Origin of the sequence: Streptomyces goshikiensis (assembly GCF_014650555.1) — a bacterium.
Classification (GTDB): Bacteria; Actinomycetota; Actinomycetes; order Streptomycetales; family Streptomycetaceae; genus Streptomyces; species Streptomyces goshikiensis.
In genome coordinates, this window is record NZ_BMVE01000017.1 from 114,980 (window position 1) to 137,579 (window position 22,600).

Genomic DNA, 22,600 nt, shown 5'->3' on the forward strand with positions numbered 1-22,600 from the left:
GTCATGCACCGTCCTTGTTCTCTGAAGGCGTGCGGTCGTCCTCGAATCCCTGGCTGACCTCGACGATCACCCCGTCGGGATCGCGGACCCACACGGTCCGCCACCCGCAGATGAAGTCGTCGAAGTCCAGAGGTCCCAGGGTCACTTCGGCCGCGTCACCGAGCGATGCCAGGAACGCGTCCACGCTGTCGGTCTGAAAGGCCAGGTGCCGCATCCGGCCGGGCGCCTGCGGCCCGTCCTCGTGCGCCGCGCCCGCGGGGGCGGTGTCGGCCGCGAAGAGCTCCAGGTACGCGTCCCCCTTGCGCAGGAACACGATCCGCGACTCCCCGAGATCGACCACCCGGGCCCGGGTGAAGCCGAAGTACCGGGTGTAGAAGTCCTCGGTGGTCTTCTGGTCCGTGCAGTTCAGGCCCACGTGCGACCAGACCATCACCTGCTCCCCGGCGCCGGGCATCAGCCGGTCCCCCGGCCCCGGCCCGCCGCGATCAGCTCGATGATGCGGCGGGCGAACAGGTGGTGGTGCGCGCCGGTGCGGCCGGTGACCAGGTCACCGTCGACCACCACGTCCTCGTCGACGTACTGGGCTCCCATGTTGCGGACGTCACCGATGAGGTTGTTGTGGCACACCACCTTGCGGCCGCGCACCTTCCCCGGGATCGAGGCGGCCAGCCACATGCCGTGGCAGATGATCCCCTTGAGGACCGTCGGCTCCTCGAACGCCCGGCGCAGCAACTCCGTCGCCGGCGCGAGGACGTCCACGTCCTCCGTGTAGCGCAGCCGGTCGGCCACCATGCCCGAGGGCACGATGATCGCCGCGTACCGGCGCAGCTCCTCGTCGCTCAGCCCCTCCAGGGACCGGCTGGCGGTGAACGGCGCCCGGTACTCGTGCCCCGAGAAGGTGATGGAGTCGTTGCCCCACAGCCGGGTCAGGAAGTCGACCTCGGCGCCCTCCTCGGCGAACCGGTGCTGGTAGTAGAAGATCTCCGGCTCGTAGAAGTCGCTCTCGACCAGGACCGCGATCCGGGTCCCGGACAGCGCGCCCTCGCGCAGTACGGCGTCAGGCACGGGAGGTCCCCCTCAGGAAGTCCGCCGCGCGCTCGGCGATCATCGCGATGGCGGTGTGGCAGTTGCCCGACGGGACGGCGGGCATCACGCTGGCGTCGACGACGCGCAGGTTCCGTACGCCGTGCACCCGCAGCTCGGGGTCGACGACGGAGAGGTCGTCGATGCCCATGCGGCAGGAGCCGGACTGGTGGTGGTAGCTCTCCGACTTCTGCTTCACGAAGGTCCGCAGCTCGTCGTCCGTGACGTGGCCCGGGCCCGGCTGGAGCTCCTGCTTGTACCAGGGCGAGAACGCCGAGGTCGCGAAGAGCTCCCGGGCGGTCTTGACGCCCTGCACCATCCGCTCCAGGTCCCACCGGTCGCCCAGGTAGTTCGGGTGGATCAGCGGGTGGGCCAGCGGATCGGCGCTCGCCAGCCTGATCCAGCCGCGCGAGACGGGACGTACGACACCGGGCAGGATGCTCACCGTGTTGGGGTGGTCCTGGCCGACGATCACGTCGAACGGCACGTGCACGAAGGCGATCTGCAGGTCGGGAGCGGGCAGGCCGGGCCGGGAGGACAGGAATAGAGCGCTCTCGGACAGGTTCTGCGCCGGTGGCGGCAGCTCCTGCGTGACCTCCGCCATCAGCCCGGTCAGGACGTGGTTGTGGAAGTTCTCGCCGACCCCGGGCAGCGCCGCGGTCAGCTCGATGCCGTGCTCGCGCAGCTGCGCCGGCTGCCCGATGCCGGAGAGCAGCAGCAGCTTCGGGGACTCGATCGCCCCGGCGGCCACGATCACCTCCCGGCGGGCCCGTACGGTGTGCTGCCCGGGCTCGCCGGCCGTGTCGCCGACGGTCCGGCCCGGGAACCCGGCGGGCGGCGCCAGCTGGGCGTACTCGACGCCCGTGCAGGTGTCGCCGTCGAAGAGCAGCCGGGTGGTCTGCGCGCTGGTGCGCAGGGTCAGGTTGGAGCGCTCCAGGGCCGGCTCCAGGTAGGCGGCGAGGGTGCCCTGGCGGCGGCCGTCGGCCACGTCGATGTGGTGCCAGCCGGTGCCGAAGAGCCCGCGCCGCGGGCCGTCGGTGTTGAAGTCCTCGATCTCCTCGTGGCCGAGCTCGACGGCCGCGTCGATGAAGGCGCGGGAGACCGGGTTCGGGCCGTGCCGTCCGGCGTGCGTGATGCGCTGCGGGCCGCGGGTGCCGGTGGTGGCGGCGGTCGCGTCCTCCTGGCCCTCCAGCAGGGCGAAGTAGGGCAGGACGTCCTCGTACGCCCAGCCGGCCGCGCCCTGGTAGGCCCAGTTGTCGAAGTCCGAGGCGTGGCCCCGGATGTGCATCATGATGTAGAGGTTGCTGCTGCCGCCGGGGGCCTTGCCGCGCGGTTCGTACGTACGGCGCCCGTCGAGGCCGGGCTGCGGGACGCTGGTGTAGCCCCAGTCGACGGGCCCGCCGAGCAGCTTGTACCAGGAGGACGGGTCGTCCACCTCGGGCGGGATCCGGGAGCCGCCGGCCTCCAGGACCAGGACGGAGACGTCCGGGTCCTCGGAGAGGCGGTTCGCCAGGACGCTGCCGGCGGTGCCGGATCCCACGATGACGTAGTCGTACTCGTCTGTGCCGTTGACGGCCACGATCGCTTCCCCCCTCAGTCCTGGCTCAGCACCTGGAAGGGAACGGTGTCGTGGTAGTTCGCCATGTACGCGATCTTTCCGTCCACGATCCGGAAGAAGTTCATGACCTCGGCCTCGATCGCCTCGCCGGAGGCGCTGACGGCGCTGAGGTGGGAGACGGCCGCGGCCTTCTCGCCGTCGACGATGAAGTGCGCGGGCTCGTTCCGGAAGACCCGGTACATGGTCCCCATGCCCTTCATCATCGAGCGCAGCACCTCCAGGCCCTCGATGTGGCCGGCCAGCTGCTCGTCCATGACCTGGTCGTCGGCGAACAGGTCGCACCAGCGGTCCCAGTCCCCGGCGTTGGCGTATTCGTAGTACTTCTCAAGGATCTGTCGTGCGTCCACAGCGCTCATCGCGCTCCTCCCCCTATCGGTCCCGGCGGGTTCCGTCGGGCGCGAACGGCGCCCAGAACTGGCTGAAGGCGGTCGCCGTGTCCCCGAAGAGACCGTCACGGCCCTCGACGATCCGGCCGTCCCGCCACCGCATGAAGTGGAATACCGGGTAGTCCATCCGCTCGTACGGGGACCGGCTCTCGCGGTCCGCGCCGTCCCGAAGGGCTACGTTGCGGCACACGTCGGCGCTGCAGTCCTCGCCGATCAGGACCGCCTGGATGTCCATCCGGAAGGTGCCGCCCGTGAGCTTGTGGGTCTGGCCCATCAGCTCCAGGAAGGCGTCCAGGCTCTCGTACCAGCCGGCCAGCGGGTGGCTGCCCGGCACCAGCCAGCGCAGGTCCTCGGAGTAGTACTCCAGGATGCGGGCCCGGTCGCCGGAGCCGAGGGCGGCGTAGGCGGCCTGGACGCGCTCGCGCGTCACTTCGGTCATCGTGGCTTCTCCTTCGCCTTCGCGGCCGCTCAGAGCGAGCCGGAACCGGGCATCGGCGCCAGGTCGTTGACGGTGTACTGCTTGATCAGCGGCCCGTCGGGGCCGGCCACCACCGTCCAGGTCTGGTCGGCGTCGAAGCCGAGCCACTCGCTGCGGGCGGCCGGCGGGTCCCAGATCTTGGCCTGCCAGTTGACGATCACCCGGACGATGGCCCGGTCGCCCTCGATGACGGGCTCCACCTTCGTGACCGTGTGCACCTCGTCGAAGAACCGGCTGGTCACGGCCGCGTACCAGCGGCCGAAGCCCTGGTGTCCGAGGAAGGTGTCCTCGGGGACCTTGAACTCCAGGTCCTCGGTGATGAGGGCGAGCACCCGGTCCAGCGGCAGGTGCTGGTCCAGGGCCACGTACCAGTTCTCGGCGAAGCTGCGGATCGCGTCCTCGGTCAGCCGTTCGGCGGGCATGCGGTCTCCTCCTGTCCGTACGGATGTGGTGTGCGGGGCGGTGAGGCTGTGCGTCAGATCTGGACGTCCACGAGGAACGGTCCGGGGTGGGCCAGCATCCGGCCCACGGCGGCGACCGCCTCGTCCGGCTTCTCCACGCGGACCCCGTCGGCGCCCAGCGACCGGGCCAGCCCGGCGAAGTCGATCTCGGGGTGGGAGAGGTCGAAGGAGCCCGGGAAGCCGTGCTCCGGGATCTCCCGCTCGCGCCAGTACTGGGCGATGTTGTCGTCGAGCAGCCGGTACTTGCGGTTGTTGCAGACCACGAACTTGGCGTTGATCCCGTGCCGGACCGCGGTCCACAGCGCCTGGTAGGTGTACATCGAGCCGCCGTCGCCCGCGAACCCCACGACGAGCCGGTCCGGATGCGCCAGCTGGGCGCCGACCGCGCCCGGGAAGCCCACGCCCAGCGAGCCGCCCCGGGTCAGGTGGTAGTCGCCGGGCCGCTCGGGCGGCAGGTACTTCGTGACCAGCGGCGAGGTGGTCAGCGCCTCGTCGAAGACGATCAGGTCGCCCCCGGTCCGCTCGGCCAGGGTCCGCAGGAAGACCGCCATCGGCGTACCGTCCTGCTCGTCCTCCCCGGAGCGCAGGGCCAGTGCCCGCTCCCGGGTCCGCGCGTCCAGCCGGGCGGCCGCGGCCGCCCGCCGGGGCGCCGTCAGCCGGCGCTCCAGTACGCCGGCCAGCGCGCGCAGCGCCTGCTTGGGGTCGGCGGCGAGCCCCAGGTCCACCGGGTGGTTCTTGGCGATCTCGTACGCGTTGAGGTCGATGTGGACGACCTTCGCGTCCGCCCGGAAGGGGCTCTCCAGCTCGGGGAACACCTCCGGGAAGACATAGGTGCCGACGATCAGCACCCCGTCGGCGGCGCCCACGAGCTCCTTGCTGTGCGGGCCGAACATGTGGCCCGTCTGGCCCCGGCGCAGCGGGTGCGAGGCCGCGATGTTCACCTCGGAGGAGTCCACCTCGTACACGTCCGCGCCCAGCAGCTCGGCGACGGCGACGAGTTCGCGCTGCGCGCCGGAGAGCGAGACCCCGTCACCGACGAGGACGATCGGCCGCTCGGCGGACGCGAGGAGCTCGGCCGCCCGTCCCACCGAGGCCGGCGAGGGCGCCACGTCCGTGAGCGGCACCGCGGCGGGCAGGACCGGCTCGGAGTTGAGCTCGTCCAGCACGTCCATCGGCAGGGCCACGAACACCGGGCCGCGCGGCGGGGTCAGGGCGATCTTCACCGCCCGGCGGATGGTGCGCAGTACGGAGTTCCGGTCGGTGACCCGGGTCGCGTACTTGGTCACCGGCCTGGCCATCGCCACCAGGTCGGACGCCATCTGCGCGTCCATCGCGTCGTAGCGCACCCCGGCGTCGCCGGCGACGACGACGAGCGGGGTGTGCCCGCGCAGCGACTGGTAGAGCATGCCGATGCCGTTGCCCAGCCCCACTCCGGAGTGCAGTTGGAGCAGGGCCGCGCCGCCGGTGGCCCGGGCGTAGCCGTCGGCGATGCCGGCGGCCACGGTCTCCTGGAGGGCGAGGATGTACGAGAAGTCCCGCGCCGCGTCGACCGCGTCGAGGAATCCCTGTTCCACGGTCCCCGGATTTCCGAACATCACCTTCAGGCCGTCGGCCTTGAACTGCTCGATCAGCCTTTCCCGTCCGGGAGTGGCTTCCATGATTCCCCCTACCACCCGTAACGGGTGAGACCGTCCTCCAGGACTTCCACGATCTTCTGCCCCGTCAGATATGAATCAGGGGTGGAACGGCCGGTCACGAACGGGAAGTCGACGATCACCGAAAGGGGGTGACCGAAATTCCCGTGATATGCGCCGCGCGGCCCGGTGGCATCGCGCAGGATGTACTCCAGCGGATACGGCGGCGGGCCCATGTTGAAGTCGGTGCCGAGGAATCCGGTGCCGTCCTTGTAGTCGTACTCCTTGCAGTGCCCGGTGACGTGCTTACCCCAGATGATGCTCTTGCGGTCGCCCCAGTCACGGGCGAAGGCCAGGCAGGCCACGCCGTAGCACTCGGCCGCCACGACCTTGCCGGCCTTCTTGAAGGCCAGGATCAGGGCGTGCACGCGCTCGTTGTTCGCGAGGTCGACGATGGGCCCGCTGCCGCCGACGATCAGGATCGCGTCGTAGCCGGCGATGTCGGACTCCAGCTTGTCCAGATCGCGGTGGTACTGCTCCAGCCTGGGCAGATAGCTCTCGTCGCTCGTGTACGGACGCTCGGGGACCCACGCCTCGATGTCGAGCGGCGAGTCCAGCCGGCTCGACTGCTCGAACTCCCGGCCCAGCCGGGCGTTCTCCTCGGTGGTGACGGAGCGGCCCAGCGGGGGGTCGACGTAGCTCGCGTCGAGGCTCGGCGGAAGAGCGTGCGCACGCTTTCCGGTCGGTGTGGCGAATACGACTTCATAGCCCCGCTCATCGAACTTGGATACCGGGCCTATCAGTTCTTCGGCCCAGTAACCGTGTTCGGAGACAATGACCAGAATCTTTCTGCTCACAGATTCCTCCAGGCGCCGCCTGTTGTCGTTGGCGTTCCCCACACTGCGTGAGGCCAAGGCCTGCGTCAAAGCGCCCGTACGCGACTTCGTGAGGTAGGAACCCAGGTCACCCTGACACCTCAGGTAGTAGTCCGCGGACCTGAGGAAGTCGGCTCAGGACTTCCTGACTTCGGCCGAATCGGTGAACCATCCCGCGCGTCCCGCCCTATGGTCTGGACGCGTCGTGAATCACTGACGCGAGGGGCAAGAGTGCATGAGGAGAGGGACGGGGACGATGACGATGGACCTGTTGTGCACACACATCGATCAGATACGTCCGGTGAAGCCCGGAACCGAGGGCTGCGAGGAATGCCTGGCCCTCGGGGACAGCTGGGTGCACCTGCGGATGTGCCTCAGCTGCGGGCACGTCGGATGCTGCGACTCGTCGAAGAACCGTCACGCCACCCGGCACTACGGCAGCACCGACCACCCCATCGCGGCCTCGCACGAGCCCGGTGAGGACTGGGCCTGGTGCTACGCCGACAAGCTGATGCTGGACCCGGCGTGAGCGCGGCCCCGGAGAACGCTCCGGCCACCAAGACCGCGACCAAGACCGCCGCCGCCAAGACCGCCGGCCCGGCCGCCGCCACGGCGGCCGCCGAGCGGGCCGAGAGCCGCAAGCCCGTCATACTCGCCGTGGACGACGACCCGCAGGTGCTGCGCGCCGTCCGCCGCGACCTGCGCAGCGCCTACGGCGACCGCTACCGGGTGCTCGGCGCCTCCTCGGCCGCCGACGCCCTGAAGATCCTGGACTCGCTCGACGAACGCGGCCACGACCCCGCCCTGTTCCTCGTCGACCAGCGGATGCCCGACGTCACCGGCGTCGAGTTCCTGCTCGAAGCCGTCAGCCGCTTCCCGGACGCCCGCCGGGTGCTCCTGACCGCCTACGCGGAGACGGACGCGGCGATCACGGCCATCAACCGGGTCCGCCTGGACTACTACCTGCTCAAGCCGTGGGACCCGCCGCACGAGCGGCTCTTCCCCGTCCTGGACGACCTGCTGTCGGACTGGCTGGCCACCTACCGCCCCGCGTACGACGGGATCATCGTCGCCGGCCACCTGGTCTCCCCCGGCACCCACGCCGTCCGGGACTTCTTCACCCGCAACGGCCAGCCGTTCCGCTTCCTCAACGTCGAGCGGGACCCCGAGGCGCTGACCCTGATCGCCGCCCAGCCCGACGCGGCGCTCCCGCTCGTCCGCTTCCCGGACGGCGCGGTGCTCTCCGCCCCGACCGACACCCAGCTCGCCCAGCGGCTGGGCCTGGCCACGACCGCCTCCCGCCCGCACTACGAGTGCGTCATCGTCGGAGCGGGACCCGCGGGCCTCGCGGCCGGCGTCTACTCGGCGTCCGAGGGCCTCTCCACCCTCATGCTGGACTCCCGCGCCCCGGGCGGCCAGGCCGGCACGTCCAGCCTGATCGAGAACTACCTCGGGTTCCCGTCGGGCCTCTCGGGCGGGGACCTCACCCGCCGGGCCACGATCCAGGCGTCCCGGTTCGGCGCCGAGATCCTGCACCCGGTGGAGGTGACCTCACTGACCCGGGACGACCCCGCCAAGATCCTGACGCTGGCGGACGGCACGGAGATCAGCGCGGAGACGGTCCTGCTGGCCACGGGCGTCTCGTACAACCGGCTGGAGGCCCCGGGCGCGGACCGCTTCGAGGGGGCGGGGCTCTACTACGGGGCGGCCACCACCGAGAGCTCGGCCTGCATCTCGCAGCACGTGTTCATCGTCGGCGGCGCCAACTCGGCCGGTCAGGCGGCGGTGCACTTCGCCAAGTACGCGGCCCGCGTGACGATCCTGGTCCGCGCGCAGTCGCTGGACGCGAGCATGTCCCGCTACCTGATCGACGAGATCGACCGCACCCCCAACATCGAGGTCAGGGTCCGTACGACGGTGGTGCGGCTGGACGGTGACGAACACCTGGAGAAGCTCACCCTCCACAACGCCGACACGGGCGAGGACACCGAGGTCCCGGCCCGCTTCATGTTCACCTTCATCGGCGCCCGTCCGCACACGGACTGGCTGTCGGGCGTCGTGGAGCGCGACGAGTACGGCTTCGTCCTGACCGGCTCCGACCTGATCTCCAACGGCGGCGAGCTCCCGGCCGAGTGGAGCCTCGAACGGGCCCCCTACCCGCTGGAGACGAGCGTCCCCGGAGTCTTCGCGGCCGGTGACGTACGGGCCCACTCGGTCAAACGGGTGGCTTCCGGCGTGGGCGAGGGCGCCATGGCGGTCTCGCTGATCCACCGCTACCGCTCAATGGGCTGAGAGCGAACAGGCGGCCCGGCCGCTTGCGATCACGGCGCGAGCGGATGCAACGTTGATTACATGATTACAGCCGAACAGAGCGAACAGCTCCGCACGTGGTTCGCCGAGCGCCTGCCGGTGGACGTCTTCGAGTCCCTCGTCTCGGTCACGGTCGACCGCGAGGAGATCACGGTCGTCGGGGCCATCCCGGCGACCGAATCGGTGAAGGAGTTCCGCGAACGCACCCGCGAACAGCGCATCGAGGTGGCCCGCGAGGCGGAGGAGCTCTACCGCCGCAAGGTCGCCTGGGGCGTCCAGGCGGGCACCGAGCGCCACCTCTTCACGCACCTCGCGGTCCCCGTCATGACCCGGCTGCGCCAGTCCGAACGCCAGGTCCTCGACACCCTGGTCGCGGGCGGCGTCGCGCGCAGCCGGGCCGACGCCCTCGCCTGGTGCGTCCGCCTCGTCGGGAGCAACACGGACGAATGGCTCGGCGACCTGCGGGAGTCGCTCGACAAGGTCCAGCAGGTCCGCGCCCAGGGCCCGGACGTCAAGGAATCCGCCACCGACTCCATGAAGTCAGGGGACGAATAGGTAAAACCGTCGCGAGGACCGCCATGATCCCGGGAGGGTAGCCGGGACCACCTGAACCCAGGGAGAGGCACGCACACCATGACCACGACCGTCGAATACATCCGCTACCGGATCGCATTGGACGACCAGCAGGCCTTCGAGGACGCGTACACCAGGGCCGCGGAGGCCCTGGCCGCCTCGCCCGAGTGCATCGACTACGAGCTGACCCGCTGCTCGGAGGAGGCCGAGCGCTACATCCTCCGGATCCGCTGGACCTCGATCGACGCGCACCTGAACGGCTTCCGCAAGGGTGAGCACTTCCCGGCGTTCTTCACCGCCATCCGCCCGTACGTGACGGCCATCGAGGAGATGCAGCACTACCTCCCGACCGCGGTGGTCGGAACGGGAAAGGCCAGCACGGACTCATGAGCACCACGCCCAACACGCCCACGATCTACGAATGGATGGGCGGCGACGAGGCGATGCGGCGCCTCACGGACGCCTTCTACGCCCACGCCCTCCAGGACGAGATCCTCGCCCCCGTCTTCGCGGGCATGGACGCCGAGCACCCCCAGCACGTCGCGGTCTGGCTCTCCGAGGTCTTCGGAGGCCCGTCCGACTACACGGCCCACCACGGCGGCCACCAGCACATGGCCACCAAGCACCTCGGCCGCGGCATCACCGAGAAGCAGCGCCGCCGCTGGGTGGACCTGCTCATGGACACGGCCGACGAGGTCGAACTCCCGACGGACCCGGAGTTCCGCGCGGTGTTCACCTACTACATCGAGTGGGGCACCCGCATGGCCCTGATCTACTCGGGCCCCAACCCGCCCCCGGTGGACGCGGCCAAGATCCCCGTCTGGTCCTGGGGCCAAACGCCACCCTGGATCCCGAAGACCTGACCCGACCCGGCCCGCCGGCCCTTCCAGCCCGTCGGGCGCTTCGAACGCAGAAGGTGCGGGGCGGGGAGAGAACCTCACTCCCCGCCCCGCACCGTCCCCCCGGAGGGACCGGCATCGCCGAGCAGCACCACCAACGGCGCGCCCCCACCGTCCCGCCAGAACTCCACGGCGGACTCCAGCACCTCCGTGAACGTCTCCCACTCCCCCGCCCGGGCCCGGGCGAACTCCCGCCACCCGGTCACGGCCACCAGCCGCCCCGGCGCATACGGCACCTCCGGCGCATCCGGCGCATCCGCGCCCGCCGGCAACCACGACAGATCGATCAGGGCGTCCGCCAACGCGTCCCAGTTCCCGCCGAACCACCCCGGCACCCGCAACGCGTCCCCGCAGCGCCGCATCAAAGCGGCCTTGCCCCGCACCCCGGCCAGGTCCAGCCGCACCGTCACCCACCCCGCCGCCTCGGCATCGGCCAGCGCGGCGTCGATCGCTTCGAGCGGTCGCGGATCCAGGCTCATCGGAGAACCGCCTTGAACGTGTTGTAGTGGTCGTCCGTGTAGTAGAACTCCCCACCCGCGCCCGTCACGATCCGCCGGGCCCCGCGGTCCCGTTCTCCCGGCGTCCTCACGGTGAACTCGTGGTAATAACCGCGGCCCTGCTTCGGCAGCGCCTTCTCGAAGTTCCCGAAGACGGTCCCGTCCTGCCGGTACGGGTACGGCCCGCCCCGGTCGATCAGCGCGAGCACGTCACGCGCCTGCTGCGGCAGCGCGGAGGCCCGTACGGTCGCCATCCCCCTGGCCCACCCGGGCACGGCGGGCGTGCCCACCCCACCGGACGGCGGTGACGGCGGCGCGGTCTCACCGGCACCGGCGCCGCACCCCACCGCACCGATCAGCGCGGCACAGAGGAACAACGCCCCCAGCACGCGCAGCAGCGATCGGGGCACGTTCCGAAAGATCATGCACCGATCGTGCCAAATATCCGATTCGCCCGCGAATCGCGCGCGAACCGGCCCTGCGCTCCTCAGTTCAGAGCGCGGCCATCTTGGTGTAGGGACTCAGGATCCTTTTCTGGACCGATCCGAAGTCGACGAGGACAGCGATCCCCTCCTCGATACCGACGACACGGCCGAGACCGTGCTCATCGTGAGTAACCCGGTCGCCGACGCTGAACTGCCGGAGCGGCGGTTCGACGGGGGCCTTGAACGGGCTGGACGGCAAATGGCGGCGAGGTACTGCTGACTTTGTCATTGAGACCAGTATGCGCCCCGCAGGCCGCCTCGCGGTCCGCCGTTCGGATCTCAATTCCAGCACCATCCGCACCACACACCTTGCGGAGGCCGGATCCGACGCCGGATCAGTCGTCCGGGTCGGCCCGGTCCAGCGCCGGCCGCAGCCCCGGGGCCGATTCGGTGAGCAGGTAGTCCGCGACCGCCGTGTCCGTGACCAGGCTGGTCACCAGCCCCGACCGCAGCACCGCCCCGATGGCCGATGCCTTCCGCAGCCCGCCCGCGATCGCCACGACCTCCGGGATCCGCCGCAGCCGGTCCGCCTCCACGGTGATGCACCGCTCGCCGAGGTCCCGGCCGACCCGGCGCCCCTCGGCGTCGAACAGGTGCGCCGACATCTCGGCCGCGACGCCCAGCGAGGCGTAGTGCGCCCGCTCCTCGTCGCTCAGCATGTCGTGGACGGTCGAGATCCCCGGCTCCCACGAGCCGATCGAGACGGCCGCGACGGTCACCTTGTCGAAGTACTCGAACGCCCGGGCGATCCCCGTCTGGGACCGCAGCGCGGAGGCGGTCGCGGGATCGGGCAGCAGCATCGGCGCGTAGATCGGGTGCGCGTCCCCGCCGGAGACCTGCGCGGCCCGCCGCACGGCCTCGACGGAGCCGCGCTCGGCGGTCCCGGCGTCGTACACGCCGGTCAGCTGCACCACCGTGCAGGGCGGCAGACGGTGCAGGGAGGCGGCCATGTGGATGGTCGACCGCCCCCACGCGAGGCCCAGTACGTCGCCCTCGTTCACGAGCTCGCCCAGCAGGTCGGCCGCGACCGCGCCCAGGTTCTCCGGATCCGGGGCGTCCTCGGTCGCATCGGCCGGGGACTCCACCACGACGGCGTGCCGCAGCCCGTACCGGGCCCGCAGCGCGTCGGAGCGCTCCGCGTCGAGCTCGGCCGGAACCCGGATCTCGATGCGCACGAGGTCACGTTCGAGGGCGGTCTCCAGGACCCGGGCCACCTTGAAGCGGCTCACGCCGAACTCCTCGGCGATCTGGATCTTGGACTTGCCCTCCAGGTAGAAGCGGCGCGCCATGGCCGCCGCCTGCACCAGCTCCGCGGGTCCCATCCGCAGGGCTGACCGTCCCGCCGACATAGCAGACACCGCGTTCTCCTCACTGCTGTTCACACTCTCGTGTTCACACTCTCGACTCGTCGTTCATCCTGTCAGATCCAACGGCCCCTGATCAGCCCGGACAGCTCCCGTTCACCAAGCTGTTCACGAACCCTCGCCCAGGGACGTCCCTAGTGGTCGCAGCCCCACGGCGCGGCGGCGATCGCCGCGCCCGCCTGCTCGCGCAGCGTCCGCACCGCGGCGGCCGGATCGACGGCCCCGTATACGGCGCTGCCCGCGACGAACACGTCGGCTCCGGCCTCGGCCGCGCGCTCGATGGTCGTCGCGGAGACCCCGCCGTCGACCTGCAGCCACAGGTCGAGCCCGTGCTTGGCGATCATCTCCCGGGTACGGCGGATCTTGGGCAGCATGATGTCGAGGAAGGACTGCCCGCCGAAGCCGGGCTCGACGGTCATGATCAGCACCATGTCGAGCTCGGGCAGCAGGTCCTCGTACTGCTCGATCGGGGTGCCCGGCTTCAGCGCCATGGCCGCCCGGGCCCCCTTGGCCCGGATCTCCCGCGCCAGCCGCACGGGCGCCGCGGCGGCCTCGGCGTGGAACGTCACGGATCCGGCCCCGGCCTCCACGTACTGCGGAGCCCAGCGGTCGGGGTCCTCGATCATGAGGTGCAGGTCGAGCGGAATGTCCGTGGCCCGGCTGAGGGACTCCACGATCGGCATTCCGAGGGTGAGGTTCGGGACGAAATGGTTGTCCATGACGTCGACATGCAGCCAGTCCGAGCCCTCGACTGCCTTCGCCTCCTCGGCGAGCCGGGCGAAGTCCGCGGACAGGATGCTGGGATTGATCTGAACGGCCATGCCCCAAGCCTGCCATGCCCTCGCACGGTTCCGGCCATGACCCCGAATCTCGGGACTACCGCAGCACCGCTTAAATGATCATGGGGAACATTTCAATTGTCCTTCGGAGTCACCTCCGGCACGGTACTGCTCATGACAACGCAGCCCACCGGCGTGCCCGTCGCCCCGGACATCACGACCGCCGGCGCCACCCCCTGGCGCAACAAGGACTTCCGCACCCTCTTCACCGCCTCCACCCTCAACCAGCTCGCCACCAACACCGGCCAGGTGGCCGTCCCGCTGCTCGCCCTCACCGCCCTCGACGCCACGGCCGCACAGGTCGGCGCCCTCGCCACGCTCTCCACCCTCGCGTTCCTGCTGATCGGCCTGCCCGCCGGCGCCTGGGTCGACCGGCTGCGCACCCGCCGTGTCCTGATCGCCTCCGACCTCGCCCGCGCCGCCCTCTACGCCTCGCTGCCCGTCGCCCAGTGGCTCGACGCGCTCACGCTCGCGCAGCTGTACGCCGTCGTCCTGCTCGGGGGCTGCGCCACCGTCTTCTGCGACGTCGGCTCGCAGAGCGTGCTGCCCCGGCTGATCGGCCGCGACGGCCTGGTCCGGGCCAACGCGGCCATCGTGACCCTCATGGCCGTCGCCAACATCGCGGGCCGCGGCGCCGGCGGAGCCCTGGTCGCCACCCTCACCGCGCCCTTCGCCCTCGCGTGCGCCTCGGCCGCCTACCTCGCCTCCGCGCTGCGCCTGACCCGCATCGGCGCCACCCCTGCCCCGCCGGCCGACGACCGCACCCGGCTGACGACCCGGATCCGGGAGGGGCTGCGGCACGTCCTGGGCCACCCGGAGCTACGCGCCCTGGCGCTCAACTCCACGCTGAGCAACCTGGGCGGGGCGATCATCAACACCATGCTGCCGGTGCTGTTCGTACGGGAGCTCGGGCTCTCCCCGGCCTCCCTCGGCCTGTTCTGGGCGGCGGGCGGCATCGGCCTGCTCCTCGGCGCCCGCCTGGCCCGCCCCTTCGCGGCCCGCGTCGGCTACGGCCGCGCCCTGGTGCTGAGCCTCACCCCGGCCACCCTGCTGGTGCCCCTGCTGGACCGCGGCCCGTGGCTCTGGCTGGCGGGGGCGGGGTGGATGCTGGCGATGATGACGATCGGCGCGAACAACGTCCTGGGCGTCAGCCTCCGCCAACACCTCACCCCGGACCCCCTCCTGGGCCGCATGAACGCCACTTTCCGCTTCATGCTCACCGGCGCCCTGGCCCTGGGCGCCGCCACCTCGGGCCTCCTGACGGAGCTCACGACCCTGGACACCACCCTCTGGACGGGCGCAACCATCACGGCCCTGGCCTGGATCCCCCTCGCGCTCTCCCCGGTACGGAAAAGGGCGGAGGGCGTGTGAGGAACAGAAGCCACCGGGGCGGGACCAGACAGCGCTGGGGGCTTCCCGCCAGTCTCACTGTCCTTCCGTGTCGGTCCGCCCTGTCAAGGGCGCTCCCTCCGGTCGCGTCGCTTCGCGATGGCCTTCGGCCACCCTTGACAGCCCGGCCCGCCCCGGAACGCCAATAAGCCTGCCGGGAACCCCCCAAAGAAACGGTCAGGGGGAAACATGACCACCGAGCCGCACTGAGACGCCTGAGCGGGCGCCCTGCCCAGCGGAGACCGCCGCCCTCCGGGCGGAAACCCTCCCGAACCTGCACCAGATGCTGTCCAGATTGACCAAGCCAGCGGTCAGGCGCCCCAGATCGCTACCCGCCTGCTTCTCGGCTTGGCGGCTGCGGCCCGTCTTGGGCTGGACACAAGCCGCCCACGATCGCTACCCGCCTGCCTCTCGGCTTGGCGGCTGCCACCCGTCTTGGGCTAGACACAAGCCGCCCACGACCAGAACACAGTGCGGACCGGCCGGCGACCACAGGTAGTCGGATGGTGCGGCCTGAGACGGTCGGATGCGTCATTTCATGCAGGTTGGAGGCCATCGGACCTCCAGAGACCCCAATCCCACCCCAATCCTGTCTGAATTGGGGTGGTTTGGTGGGTGGGTGTGGGCTGTCTGGTCTCCCTGACTGCAATCCAGGCCGATCTCTTCGTCTTCTGACTACAAGAAGCCACAGACAAGCCGCAGCCGCGTGAGGCGAGATGCCCGTGGCGAGCGTGGGCGGCTTATGTCCAGCCACGGCCGGTCCGCAGCCGCTGAGCCGAGTGGCAGGCGGGTAGCGATCTGATGCGCCTGACCGCTGACCTGGTTGATCTGGACACCGTGGAGTGCAGGTTCGGGAGGGTTTCCGCCCGGAGGGCGGCGTTTCCGCCAAGCCAGGGCTCCGGCCGGGCGTCTCGCGATGGCTCGGTGGCCATGGTCCCCCTGACCGTTCTTTGGGGGGTTCCCGACAGTCTTTGGCATTCCGGGGCGGGCCGGGCTGTCAAGGGTGGCCGAAGGCCATCGCGAAGCGACGCGAACGCAGTGAGCGCCCTTGACGGGCCGGACCGAACCGGAAGGACAGTGAGACTGGCGGGAAGCCCCCAGCACGGTTCGACCCCGCCCCGGGAGCTACCGCTCCGCTACGCCGTCCGCCGCAGCAGGGCGAGGTACATCGCATCGGTGCCGTGCAGGTGCGGCCACAGCTGGACGTCCGGGCCGTCGCCGAGCGCCGGGACGCCCTGCATGAACGGGCGGGCGTCGATCAGTTCGGCCGACACCGGCGCCGCTCCCGCGCCGCGTCCCTTGAGGACGTCGTCCACGACCACCCGGGTCTCCGCCAGGTGCGGGGAGCAGGTGGCGTAGCCCACGACCCCGCCGATCCGTACCGCCGACAGCGCCTCCCGCAGCAGCCCCCGCTGGAGCGGCGCGAAGCCCTCCAGGTCCTGGGGGCGGCGGCGCCAGCGCGCCTCCGGGCGGCGGCGCAGCGCGCCCAGGCCGGAGCAGGGCACGTCCATCAGCACGCGGTCGAAGGATCCCGGACGCCACGGCGGCCGAGTGCCGTCCGCGGTGATGACCTGATACGGGCCCGGATTGCCGGCCAGCGCCTTCTCCACCAGGCGCGCGCGGTGCGGCTGCTTCTCGGAGGCCAGCAGGAACGCCCCGCGCTCGGCGGCGAGCGCCGCCAGCAGGGCCGCCTTGCCGCCCGGTCCCGCGCAGCCGTCGAGCCAGCGCTCGTCGCGGCCGTCCACGGGCACGGCCGCCAGGGCCATCGCCACGAGCTGGCTGCCCTCGTCCTGGACTCCGGCGCGGCCTTCGCGCACCGCCTCCAGCGCGCCCGGCTCGCCGCCCTCGGCCATCCGGACGGCGTACGGGGACCAGCGCCCCGGCAGCGCCGAGTCCTCGCCGACGGCGTCGAGCAGTTCCCCGGTCGTGGACCGGCCGGGCCGCGCGACCAGCGTGACCTCGGGCCGCTCGTTGTCGGCCTCCAGCAGGTCCTCGATCCCGGCGCGGCCGCCGCCCAGCGCGTCCCACAGGGCGCTGACGACCCAGCGCGGGTGCGAGTGGTAGACGGCGAGGTGTTCCTCGGCGTCGTCCTCGTAGGGCGGCGCGACCTTCTCCAGCCAGGCGTCGAGGTCGTGCGCGGCGATCTTCCGCAGGACGGCGTTGACGAACTTGGCGCGCCCGTCGCCGAGCACCACCCGGGCCAGCTCGACGCTCGCCGAGACCGCCGCGTGGCTGGGGATGCGGGTGCCGAGGAGCTGGTGGGCGCCCAGGGAGAGGACGTCGAGGACCGGCGGGTCGACCTCGCGCAGCGGCCGGTCGACGCAGGCGGCGATCACCGCGTCGTACGTCCCCTGGCGGCGCAGGGTGCCGTAGACGAGTTCGGTGGCCAGGGCCGCGTCCCGCGCCTCGAAGTTCTCGTCCTGGCGGGCCTTGCGCAGCAGCGGCGGCAGGACGAGGTTCGCGTAGGCGTCACGCTCGTCCACCGCCCGCAGCACCTCGAAGGCGAGCATCCGGACGGGGTCCTTCTGCGGCCGGCGGTACGGCTTGCCCGGCTGGCCGCCCCGGTTGCCCGACTGGCCGGACGGCTTGCCACCCCCGCCCGCGGCGGGTCGACGACGAGGCTGACGAGGCTGTTCGCTCACGTGAAAGGTGCTCCGGGGTTACGAGGCGCTGCTGATGCGGAAGGCCGGTACGGAAGGCCGGTACGAAGGCCGTGGACGGGGGAAGCCGCCGGTACGGCAGGTAGTACGACTGGGATCAGCCTACGTCGGCCCCGCCGAGTCGCTCGCCGGGAGCGATCCGCACCCCGCGGGCCCAGTCGGCGCCCTTCATCGGCTTCTTGCCCTGCGGCTGCACCCAGAGCAGTTCCACGGCGTGCGAGCCGGTGCCGACGCAGACGCTGTTCTTCGCCGGGGCCAGCTCGCCCGGCGCCAGGTCCGTGCGGTCGGTGACCAGCCCGAGGGAGATCAGCTTGAGCCGCTCGCCGCGGAAGACGGTCCACGCGCCCGGCGCGGGCGTGCAGCCGCGTACGACGCGGTCGGCCCGCATCGCCGGGGCCTTCCAGTCGATCCGGGCGTCCTCGACGGTGATCTTCGGCGCGAGCGAGAGCCCGTCGGCCGGCTGCGCCACGGCGCGGAGCGTGCCGTCCTCGATGCCGTCCATGGTGGCGGCCAGCAGTCCGGCTCCCGCGAAGGCGAGGCGGGTGAGCAGGTCGCCGCTGGTGTCGGTGGCGCGGATCTCCTCGGTCAGGTGTCCGTAGACGGGCCCGGAGTCCAGCCCCTCCTCGATGAGGAAGGTGGAGGCGCCGGTGACCTGGTCGCCGGCCATGATCGAGTGCTGGACGGGCGCGGCCCCGCGCCAGGCGGGCAGCAGCGAGAAGTGCAGGTTGACCCATCCGTGGCGGGGGATCTCCAGGGCGCTCTTCGGGAGCAGCGCGCCGTAGGCGACGACCGGGCAGCAGTCCGGGTCGATCTCGCGCAGCCGGGCCTGGAAGTCGGGGTCGCGCGGCCGGGCCGGCTTGAGGACCTCGATCCCGGCCTCCTCGGCGCGTTCGGCGACGGGGCTGGCGACGAGACGGCGGCCGCGGCCGGCCGGTGCGTCGGGCCGGGTGATGACGGCCGCGACCTCGTGCCGCCCGGAGGCGATGAGGGTGTCCAGGGCGGGCACGGCAACCTCGGGGGTGCCTGCGAAGACGAGCTTCACTGGGGTCCTACCTCGCTATCTCGGCTGTCAGCAGCACACCAGTCTATGGGGTGTCCGCCGGGCGGCCCACCTGCGCGGTTGAGGGGGCGTACACGCACTCACGCGCCCTTCGCATATGCCGACACGCCCCCCTAGCGTGACCTGGGCGCCGGGTGGCGCGTTGGTCAAGAGAGATTGACCGAAACCGGGCCGCCGACGAGAACGGTGTCTGCGGCCCTATCCGCTCTTCAGCACCGGTTCGAGAGGCTTCTTCAATGGCCGACCACGCCACCCACGACGCCCAAGCACGGGCCAGCCTGCACCTGTTGGTGCGGGACATCGAGCGGGTTCGCCGGCAGGTGGATGCTCTGCGTACGCTCACCGCCCAGCTCGGCAACGTGTACCGCCCGCGCCGCTCCGGTCCCTCCACGGGCTTCGTCGTGTACGGGAGGGCGCCCGCGCCCACCGTCCGTCTCGCGCAGGAGCTGCGCGACAGCGTCGAGACCCTGGTCACCGCCGCTGTGGACTTCGACCGCTCGCTCGGCTTCTCGTGGGACGCGGTCGGTTCGGCCCTCGGCGTCACCAAGCAGGCCGTACACCGCCGTTACGGGGCCCGCCGGGCGCAGGCCGCCGAGTCCACCGCCGAGCAGCAGCCGGCCGAGGGGGCGACCACCCGGACGCTCGGGCCGCTCCCCACGGTCCCCGCCGCCCGCTCGGCGCCGCCGCAGCCGGTGCGCGAGGAGTCCCAGAGCGCGGCGGGCGCGAGCGCCGCCACCCGCTCCCCGGCCTTCCCGGGCCCGCGGGGCGGTTGACGCACTCCCGGCCGCCGGGACGCCGACCCCCGACGGCTCCGCCCCACCCACCGACCCGCCCCCGGCGGGCGCCCCCTCCCCCGGCCCCCGCCGGGAGGGCGGCGCTCCGCCGGGGGCGTTCGGCGTTCAGCCGATGTCGGGCGGGTCGATCCGGACCCGGACCGATTCGGCCGCCGAGACCCCGCGCGCCAGCCGGGCCGCCTGGGCCGCCTTGAGCGCGGCGGCCAGCGCCGCCCCGCTGCCCGGCGGTACCCGGACCAGGGCCCGCTCCCCGGGCGAGGGTTCGCCGCGCCGGCCCGGCAGCGGTACCGGGCCCAGGATCTCGGCGTCCGGCGGCAGTTCGGCGGCGGCGAGGAAGGCTTCGACCGCCTCGGCCCGCCCGGCCACGGCGGCCATCCGGGACACCGGCGGGAACCCCAGCTGGGCCCGCTCGGCGAGTTCCCGTACCGCGTGGCCCACCGGGTCCCACCGCACCAGCGCCTGGACAGGCCGTAGCGTCGGCTCGGCGACCACGACGACCTGCCCGGCCCCCCGCACCAGCGAGGCCGCGCCGATCCAGCGCCGCAGGGCGTCCTCCCCGGCGCGCAGGTCGGGCCGGGTCAGCATGGCCCAGCCGTCCAGCAGCAGCGCGGCCGCGTACCCCTCGCCCGCGGCGACGGGTTCGGCGCCGGGGGTGCACACCACCAGCGCCGGCCGGTCCGGCACCTCGTCCAGGACGTGGTCGCGCCCGGAGGTCCGTACGGGCACGGCGGGGAAGGCCCGCCCCAGTTCCTCGGCGGTCCGCCGGGCGCCGACCACCTGGGCGCGCAGCCGGAAGGAGCCGCACTCCTCGCAGTGCCAGGACGGCTCGTCCCTCCCGCACCAGCCGCACCGCAGGTCCCGCTCGTCGGGGGCTTCCAGCGGTCCCGCGCAGACCGTGCACCGCGCCGGTGTCCGGCACCGCTCGCAGGCCAGCCGCGGTACGTAGCCCCGCCGCGGCACCTGTACCAGTACGGGCCCGGTCTTCAGCCCTTCCCGTACGGTCTCCCAGGCCAGGCTGGGCAGCCGGGCGGCGCGCGCCGCCCCGTCCCGGGCGAGGAGCTCGTCCCCGACGGTCCGGATCCGGGGCGCGCAGGTCCGTACCGTCTCGCGGGCGGCGACCAGCGGTCGCGCCCAGCCGGATTCGACGAGCTGGGCGGCCTCCACGGTGCAGCTGGTGCTCCCGGCGAGGAATCCGCAGCCGTCGCTGACGGCGCGCAGTTCCAGCACCTCCCGGACGTGCGGGAACGGGGCGTGGTCATCGCTGTGGCTGGAGTCCCCGTCATCCCAGATCGCCACCAGGCCGAGGTCCCGCACCGGGGCGAACATCGCGGCCCGGGTGCCGATGACGGCGCGCACCGAGCCTCGGTGCACGGCGAGCCACTGGCGGTAGCGCTTCTCCGGTCCGGACTCTGCGGTCAGCAGCGCGTGCCGTCCCTCGCCGAGCAGGGCGGTGAGCGCCGCGTCGACCCGGGCGGCGGTGCGCCCGTCGGGCAGGACGGCGAGGGCGCCGCGGCCGGAGGCGAGGGTGGCCGCCATGGCCCGGGCCAGTTCGTCGGCCCAGCCGGGGCCGGGCAGCGCGGTCCACACGGCGCGGGGGGCGGCGCCGGTGGCGAGGGCGCGCAGGAAGGCGGGGCCGGCGCCGTACCGCGCCCAGCCGCCGGGTTCGGGGACGGCGGGCGCGGGCAGCGGCTCGGGGGACGGCTTGGACTCGGCGCGGGCGTTGCGCGGGGGCAGGGCGAGCTGGAGGACATCGGCCAGGCTGCCCGCGTAGCGCTCGGCGACGGCCCGGGCGAGGGCCAGCATGCGGGGGCTGAGGACCACCTCGGGCGAGACGACCTGTGCGAGGGCGGCCAGCGCCCCGCCGTAGTCGGATTCGGCGCGGCGCTCGACGATGAAGCCGTCGATGAGACCGCCGCCCTCCCGGCGGCCGCCGTGCACCTGGTGGGAGCCGGCTCCGAAGCGGACCCGGACGCGGACTCCGGGCTGTGCGGCCTCGGAGAGCTCGGCGGGGACGGCGTAGTCCCAGAGCTGGTCGAGGTGGAGGACGCCCTTGTTGACGAGGATCCGGGCGACGGGGAGCTCTTCGGCGAGCGCCGCGCCCCGCCAGGTGCGCGGCTTGGCCTTGGGGGCCTTGGCCTTCGCGCCGGCGACCATCTCCCGCATGAGCGCGAGCTGCTCCGGCGGGCCGCCGGGACCCTGGTCCCCGCCCCGCTGTTCGGACTCGTTCGCGCTGCTCACACCCGCATTCTTACCAAACCCCACCGACAACGGGCGGGTCCGGGACGGAACGCGTACGGCCCCGGACCGCGAGGGTCCGGGGCCGTACGTGGTGAGGTCTTACAGACCGGCGGCCTGGCGCAGGGCGTCCACGCGGTCGGTGCGCTCCCAGGTGAAGTCCGGCAGCTCGCGGCCGAAGTGGCCGTAGGCGGCGGTCTGGGCGTAGATCGGGCGCAGCAGGTCGAGGTCGCGGATGATCGCGGCCGGGCGGAGGTCGAAGACCTGGCCGATGGCGTCCTCGATCTTCTGGACCTCGACCTTGGCGGTGCCGAAGGTCTCGACGAACAGGCCCACCGGCTCGGCCTTGCCGATCGCGTACGCCACCTGGACCTCGCAGCGCGAGGCGAGACCGGCGGCGACCACGTTCTTCGCGACCCAGCGCATCGCGTAGGCGGCCGAGCGGTCCACCTTGGACGGGTCCTTGCCGGAGAACGCGCCGCCACCGTGACGGGCCATGCCGCCGTAGGTGTCGATGATGATCTTGCGGCCGGTCAGACCCGCGTCACCCATCGGGCCGCCGATCTCGAAACGCCCGGTCGGGTTGACCAGCAGGCGGTAGCCCTCGGTCTCCAGCTTGATGCCGTCCTCGACCAGCTGCGCCAGGACGTGCTCGACGACGAACTCACGGATGTCCGGAGCCAGCAGCGAGTCCAGGTCGATGTCCGCCGCGTGCTGCGAGGAGACGACGACCGTGTCGAGGCGGACGGCCTTGTCACCGTCGTACTCGATGGTGACCTGCGTCTTGCCGTCGGGGCGCAGGTACGGGATCGTCCCGTTCTTGCGGACCTCGGACAGCCGGCGCGAGAGCCGGTGCGCGATGTGGATCGGGAGCGGCATCAGCTCGGGGGTCTCGTCGCACGCATACCCGAACATCAGGCCCTGGTCGCCCGCGCCCTGCTTGTCGAGCTCGTCCTCATC

The 22,600-nt window shown here is 72.0% G+C and carries 24 protein-coding genes; 7 read left to right on the forward strand and 17 right to left on the reverse strand.

The features are described from left to right. Nucleotide 1 precedes the first annotated feature (1 nt). The 8 genes from IE248_RS33275 to IE248_RS33310 are packed head-to-tail and all read right to left on the reverse strand — an operon-like array spanning nucleotide 2 to nucleotide 6,517. Nucleotides 2-454: a VOC family protein gene (locus tag IE248_RS33275; protein ID WP_073795891.1), complete on the reverse strand. Its 453-nt coding sequence runs from the start codon at nucleotides 452-454 to the stop codon at nucleotides 2-4. Next, nucleotides 454-1,065: a DJ-1/PfpI family protein gene (locus IE248_RS33280; RefSeq protein WP_008740361.1), complete on the reverse strand. Its 612-nt coding sequence runs from the start codon at nucleotides 1,063-1,065 to the stop codon at nucleotides 454-456. The genes IE248_RS33275 and IE248_RS33280 overlap by 1 nt, the downstream gene beginning before the upstream one ends. Next, complete coding sequence (locus tag IE248_RS33285) at nucleotides 1,058-2,662, reverse strand: GMC family oxidoreductase (RefSeq protein WP_073778892.1); 1,605 nt, start codon at nucleotides 2,660-2,662, stop codon at nucleotides 1,058-1,060. Before IE248_RS33285 ends, IE248_RS33280 begins: the two co-directional genes overlap by 8 nt. 14 nt (nucleotides 2,663-2,676) lie before the next feature. Further along, on the reverse strand, nucleotides 2,677-3,057 hold the full coding sequence (locus IE248_RS33290; RefSeq protein ID WP_008740371.1) for a nuclear transport factor 2 family protein: 381 nt from the start codon (nucleotides 3,055-3,057) through the stop codon (nucleotides 2,677-2,679). 13 nt (nucleotides 3,058-3,070) lie between these two features. Next, entirely contained in the window at nucleotides 3,071-3,526 is a 456-nt protein-coding gene (locus IE248_RS33295; RefSeq protein WP_037792311.1) for a nuclear transport factor 2 family protein, read from the reverse strand. A 29-nt stretch (nucleotides 3,527-3,555) separates the two neighbouring features. Then, a complete protein-coding gene (locus IE248_RS33300) occupies nucleotides 3,556-3,987 on the reverse strand; it encodes a nuclear transport factor 2 family protein (protein ID WP_073778896.1) in 432 nt (143 codons plus the stop codon). Between the two features lie 53 nt (nucleotides 3,988-4,040). Beyond that, nucleotides 4,041-5,684, reverse strand: a complete 1,644-nt coding sequence (locus tag IE248_RS33305; protein WP_037792312.1) for a thiamine pyrophosphate-binding protein — start codon at nucleotides 5,682-5,684, stop codon at nucleotides 4,041-4,043. Nucleotides 5,685-5,692: 8 nt separating this feature from the next. Further along, on the reverse strand, nucleotides 5,693-6,517 hold the full coding sequence (locus IE248_RS33310; protein ID WP_073778900.1) for a type 1 glutamine amidotransferase domain-containing protein: 825 nt from the start codon (nucleotides 6,515-6,517) through the stop codon (nucleotides 5,693-5,695). Nucleotides 6,518-6,791: 274 nt separating this feature from the next. Between IE248_RS33310 and IE248_RS33315 the strand changes: the two genes are divergently transcribed. From IE248_RS33315 to IE248_RS38490, 5 genes are all read left to right on the forward strand, one after another. Then, a complete protein-coding gene (locus tag IE248_RS33315) occupies nucleotides 6,792-7,064 on the forward strand; it encodes a UBP-type zinc finger domain-containing protein (RefSeq protein ID WP_008740380.1) in 273 nt (90 codons plus the stop codon). Nucleotides 7,065-7,192: 128 nt separating this feature from the next. Then, a complete protein-coding gene (locus IE248_RS33320; RefSeq protein ID WP_229895716.1) occupies nucleotides 7,193-8,827 on the forward strand; it encodes an FAD-dependent oxidoreductase in 1,635 nt (544 codons plus the stop codon). 60 nt (nucleotides 8,828-8,887) lie between these two features. Next, nucleotides 8,888-9,400, forward strand: coding sequence for an ATP-binding transcription factor AbmR (abmR, locus tag IE248_RS33325; RefSeq protein ID WP_190032637.1), 513 nt, complete (start codon nucleotides 8,888-8,890; stop codon nucleotides 9,398-9,400). A gap of 78 nt (nucleotides 9,401-9,478) precedes the next feature. Further along, entirely contained in the window at nucleotides 9,479-9,808 is a 330-nt protein-coding gene (locus IE248_RS38485) for a putative quinol monooxygenase (protein ID WP_073795898.1), read from the forward strand. Further along, nucleotides 9,805-10,281 (forward strand): group II truncated hemoglobin, encoded by a 477-nt coding sequence (locus IE248_RS38490; RefSeq protein ID WP_008740384.1) that lies wholly within the window; start codon nucleotides 9,805-9,807, stop codon nucleotides 10,279-10,281. Before IE248_RS38485 ends, IE248_RS38490 begins: the two co-directional genes overlap by 4 nt. 74 nt (nucleotides 10,282-10,355) lie before the next feature. Here IE248_RS38490 and IE248_RS33335 read toward each other — a convergent pair whose 3' ends face one another. From IE248_RS33335 to rpe, 5 genes are all read right to left on the reverse strand, one after another. Continuing rightward, nucleotides 10,356-10,796 (reverse strand): barstar family protein, encoded by a 441-nt coding sequence (locus IE248_RS33335; protein WP_229895715.1) that lies wholly within the window; start codon nucleotides 10,794-10,796, stop codon nucleotides 10,356-10,358. Then, nucleotides 10,793-11,239 (reverse strand): guanyl-specific ribonuclease, encoded by a 447-nt coding sequence (locus tag IE248_RS33340; protein WP_190032638.1) that lies wholly within the window; start codon nucleotides 11,237-11,239, stop codon nucleotides 10,793-10,795. Before IE248_RS33340 ends, IE248_RS33335 begins: the two co-directional genes overlap by 4 nt. Nucleotides 11,240-11,306: 67 nt before the next feature. Then, a complete protein-coding gene (locus IE248_RS33345; RefSeq protein ID WP_031145007.1) occupies nucleotides 11,307-11,528 on the reverse strand; it encodes a CarD family transcriptional regulator in 222 nt (73 codons plus the stop codon). Nucleotides 11,529-11,634: 106 nt separating this feature from the next. Then, a complete protein-coding gene (locus IE248_RS33350; protein ID WP_037792315.1) occupies nucleotides 11,635-12,648 on the reverse strand; it encodes a sugar-binding transcriptional regulator in 1,014 nt (337 codons plus the stop codon). A 149-nt stretch (nucleotides 12,649-12,797) separates the two neighbouring features. Beyond that, nucleotides 12,798-13,484, reverse strand: a complete 687-nt coding sequence (rpe, locus tag IE248_RS33355; RefSeq protein ID WP_008740389.1) for a ribulose-phosphate 3-epimerase — start codon at nucleotides 13,482-13,484, stop codon at nucleotides 12,798-12,800. A 132-nt stretch (nucleotides 13,485-13,616) separates the two neighbouring features. Between rpe and IE248_RS33360 the strand changes: the two genes are divergently transcribed. Further along, a complete protein-coding gene (locus IE248_RS33360; RefSeq protein WP_190032639.1) occupies nucleotides 13,617-14,873 on the forward strand; it encodes an MFS transporter in 1,257 nt (418 codons plus the stop codon). Between the two features lie 1,154 nt (nucleotides 14,874-16,027). Here IE248_RS33360 and IE248_RS33365 read toward each other — a convergent pair. Further along, the gene (locus IE248_RS33365; RefSeq protein WP_047960513.1) at nucleotides 16,028-17,533 is read right to left on the reverse strand and encodes an RsmB/NOP family class I SAM-dependent RNA methyltransferase; all 1,506 of its coding nucleotides are present in this window, start codon (nucleotides 17,531-17,533) and stop codon (nucleotides 16,028-16,030) included. Nucleotides 17,534-17,648: 115 nt separating this feature from the next. After that, nucleotides 17,649-18,593, reverse strand: coding sequence for a methionyl-tRNA formyltransferase (gene fmt, locus IE248_RS33370; protein ID WP_037797211.1), 945 nt, complete (start codon nucleotides 18,591-18,593; stop codon nucleotides 17,649-17,651). Between the two features lie 254 nt (nucleotides 18,594-18,847). Here fmt and IE248_RS33375 point away from each other — a divergent pair, with 254 nt between their 5' ends. Continuing rightward, complete coding sequence (locus IE248_RS33375) at nucleotides 18,848-19,384, forward strand: hypothetical protein (RefSeq protein WP_073795908.1); 537 nt, start codon at nucleotides 18,848-18,850, stop codon at nucleotides 19,382-19,384. Between the two features lie 126 nt (nucleotides 19,385-19,510). Here IE248_RS33375 and IE248_RS33380 read toward each other — a convergent pair whose 3' ends face one another. Then, a complete protein-coding gene (locus tag IE248_RS33380) occupies nucleotides 19,511-21,643 on the reverse strand; it encodes a primosomal protein N' (protein ID WP_037792316.1) in 2,133 nt (710 codons plus the stop codon). A gap of 99 nt (nucleotides 21,644-21,742) precedes the next feature. After that, nucleotides 21,743-22,600 (reverse strand): methionine adenosyltransferase (gene metK, locus IE248_RS33385; protein ID WP_190032640.1); only part of this gene is annotated, 858 nt, incomplete at its 5' end.

Coding starts and splice junctions, on each gene's coding strand:
- IE248_RS33300 (WP_073778896.1), bottom strand. CDS start 3,987: ATGCCCGCCGAACGGCTGACCGAGGACGCGATCCGCAGCTTCGCCGAG.
- IE248_RS33345 (WP_031145007.1), bottom strand. CDS start 11,528: ATGACAAAGTCAGCAGTACCTCGCCGCCATTTGCCGTCCAGCCCGTTC.
- IE248_RS33275 (WP_073795891.1), bottom strand. CDS start 454: ATGCCCGGCGCCGGGGAGCAGGTGATGGTCTGGTCGCACGTGGGCCTG.
- IE248_RS33305 (WP_037792312.1), bottom strand. CDS start 5,684: ATGGAAGCCACTCCCGGACGGGAAAGGCTGATCGAGCAGTTCAAGGCC.
- IE248_RS33335 (WP_229895715.1), bottom strand. CDS start 10,796: ATGAGCCTGGATCCGCGACCGCTCGAAGCGATCGACGCCGCGCTGGCC.
- IE248_RS38490 (WP_008740384.1), top strand. CDS start 9,805: ATGAGCACCACGCCCAACACGCCCACGATCTACGAATGGATGGGCGGC.
- IE248_RS33295 (WP_037792311.1), bottom strand. CDS start 3,526: ATGACCGAAGTGACGCGCGAGCGCGTCCAGGCCGCCTACGCCGCCCTC.
- IE248_RS33290 (WP_008740371.1), bottom strand. CDS start 3,057: ATGAGCGCTGTGGACGCACGACAGATCCTTGAGAAGTACTACGAATAC.
- IE248_RS33375 (WP_073795908.1), top strand. CDS start 18,848: ATGGCCGACCACGCCACCCACGACGCCCAAGCACGGGCCAGCCTGCAC.
- IE248_RS33360 (WP_190032639.1), top strand. CDS start 13,617: ATGACAACGCAGCCCACCGGCGTGCCCGTCGCCCCGGACATCACGACC.
- IE248_RS33340 (WP_190032638.1), bottom strand. CDS start 11,239: ATGATCTTTCGGAACGTGCCCCGATCGCTGCTGCGCGTGCTGGGGGCG.
- IE248_RS33315 (WP_008740380.1), top strand. CDS start 6,792: ATGACGATGGACCTGTTGTGCACACACATCGATCAGATACGTCCGGTG.
- abmR (WP_190032637.1), top strand. CDS start 8,888: ATGATTACAGCCGAACAGAGCGAACAGCTCCGCACGTGGTTCGCCGAG.
- IE248_RS38485 (WP_073795898.1), top strand. CDS start 9,479: ATGACCACGACCGTCGAATACATCCGCTACCGGATCGCATTGGACGAC.
- rpe (WP_008740389.1), bottom strand. CDS start 13,484: ATGGCCGTTCAGATCAATCCCAGCATCCTGTCCGCGGACTTCGCCCGG.
- IE248_RS33350 (WP_037792315.1), bottom strand. CDS start 12,648: ATGTCGGCGGGACGGTCAGCCCTGCGGATGGGACCCGCGGAGCTGGTG.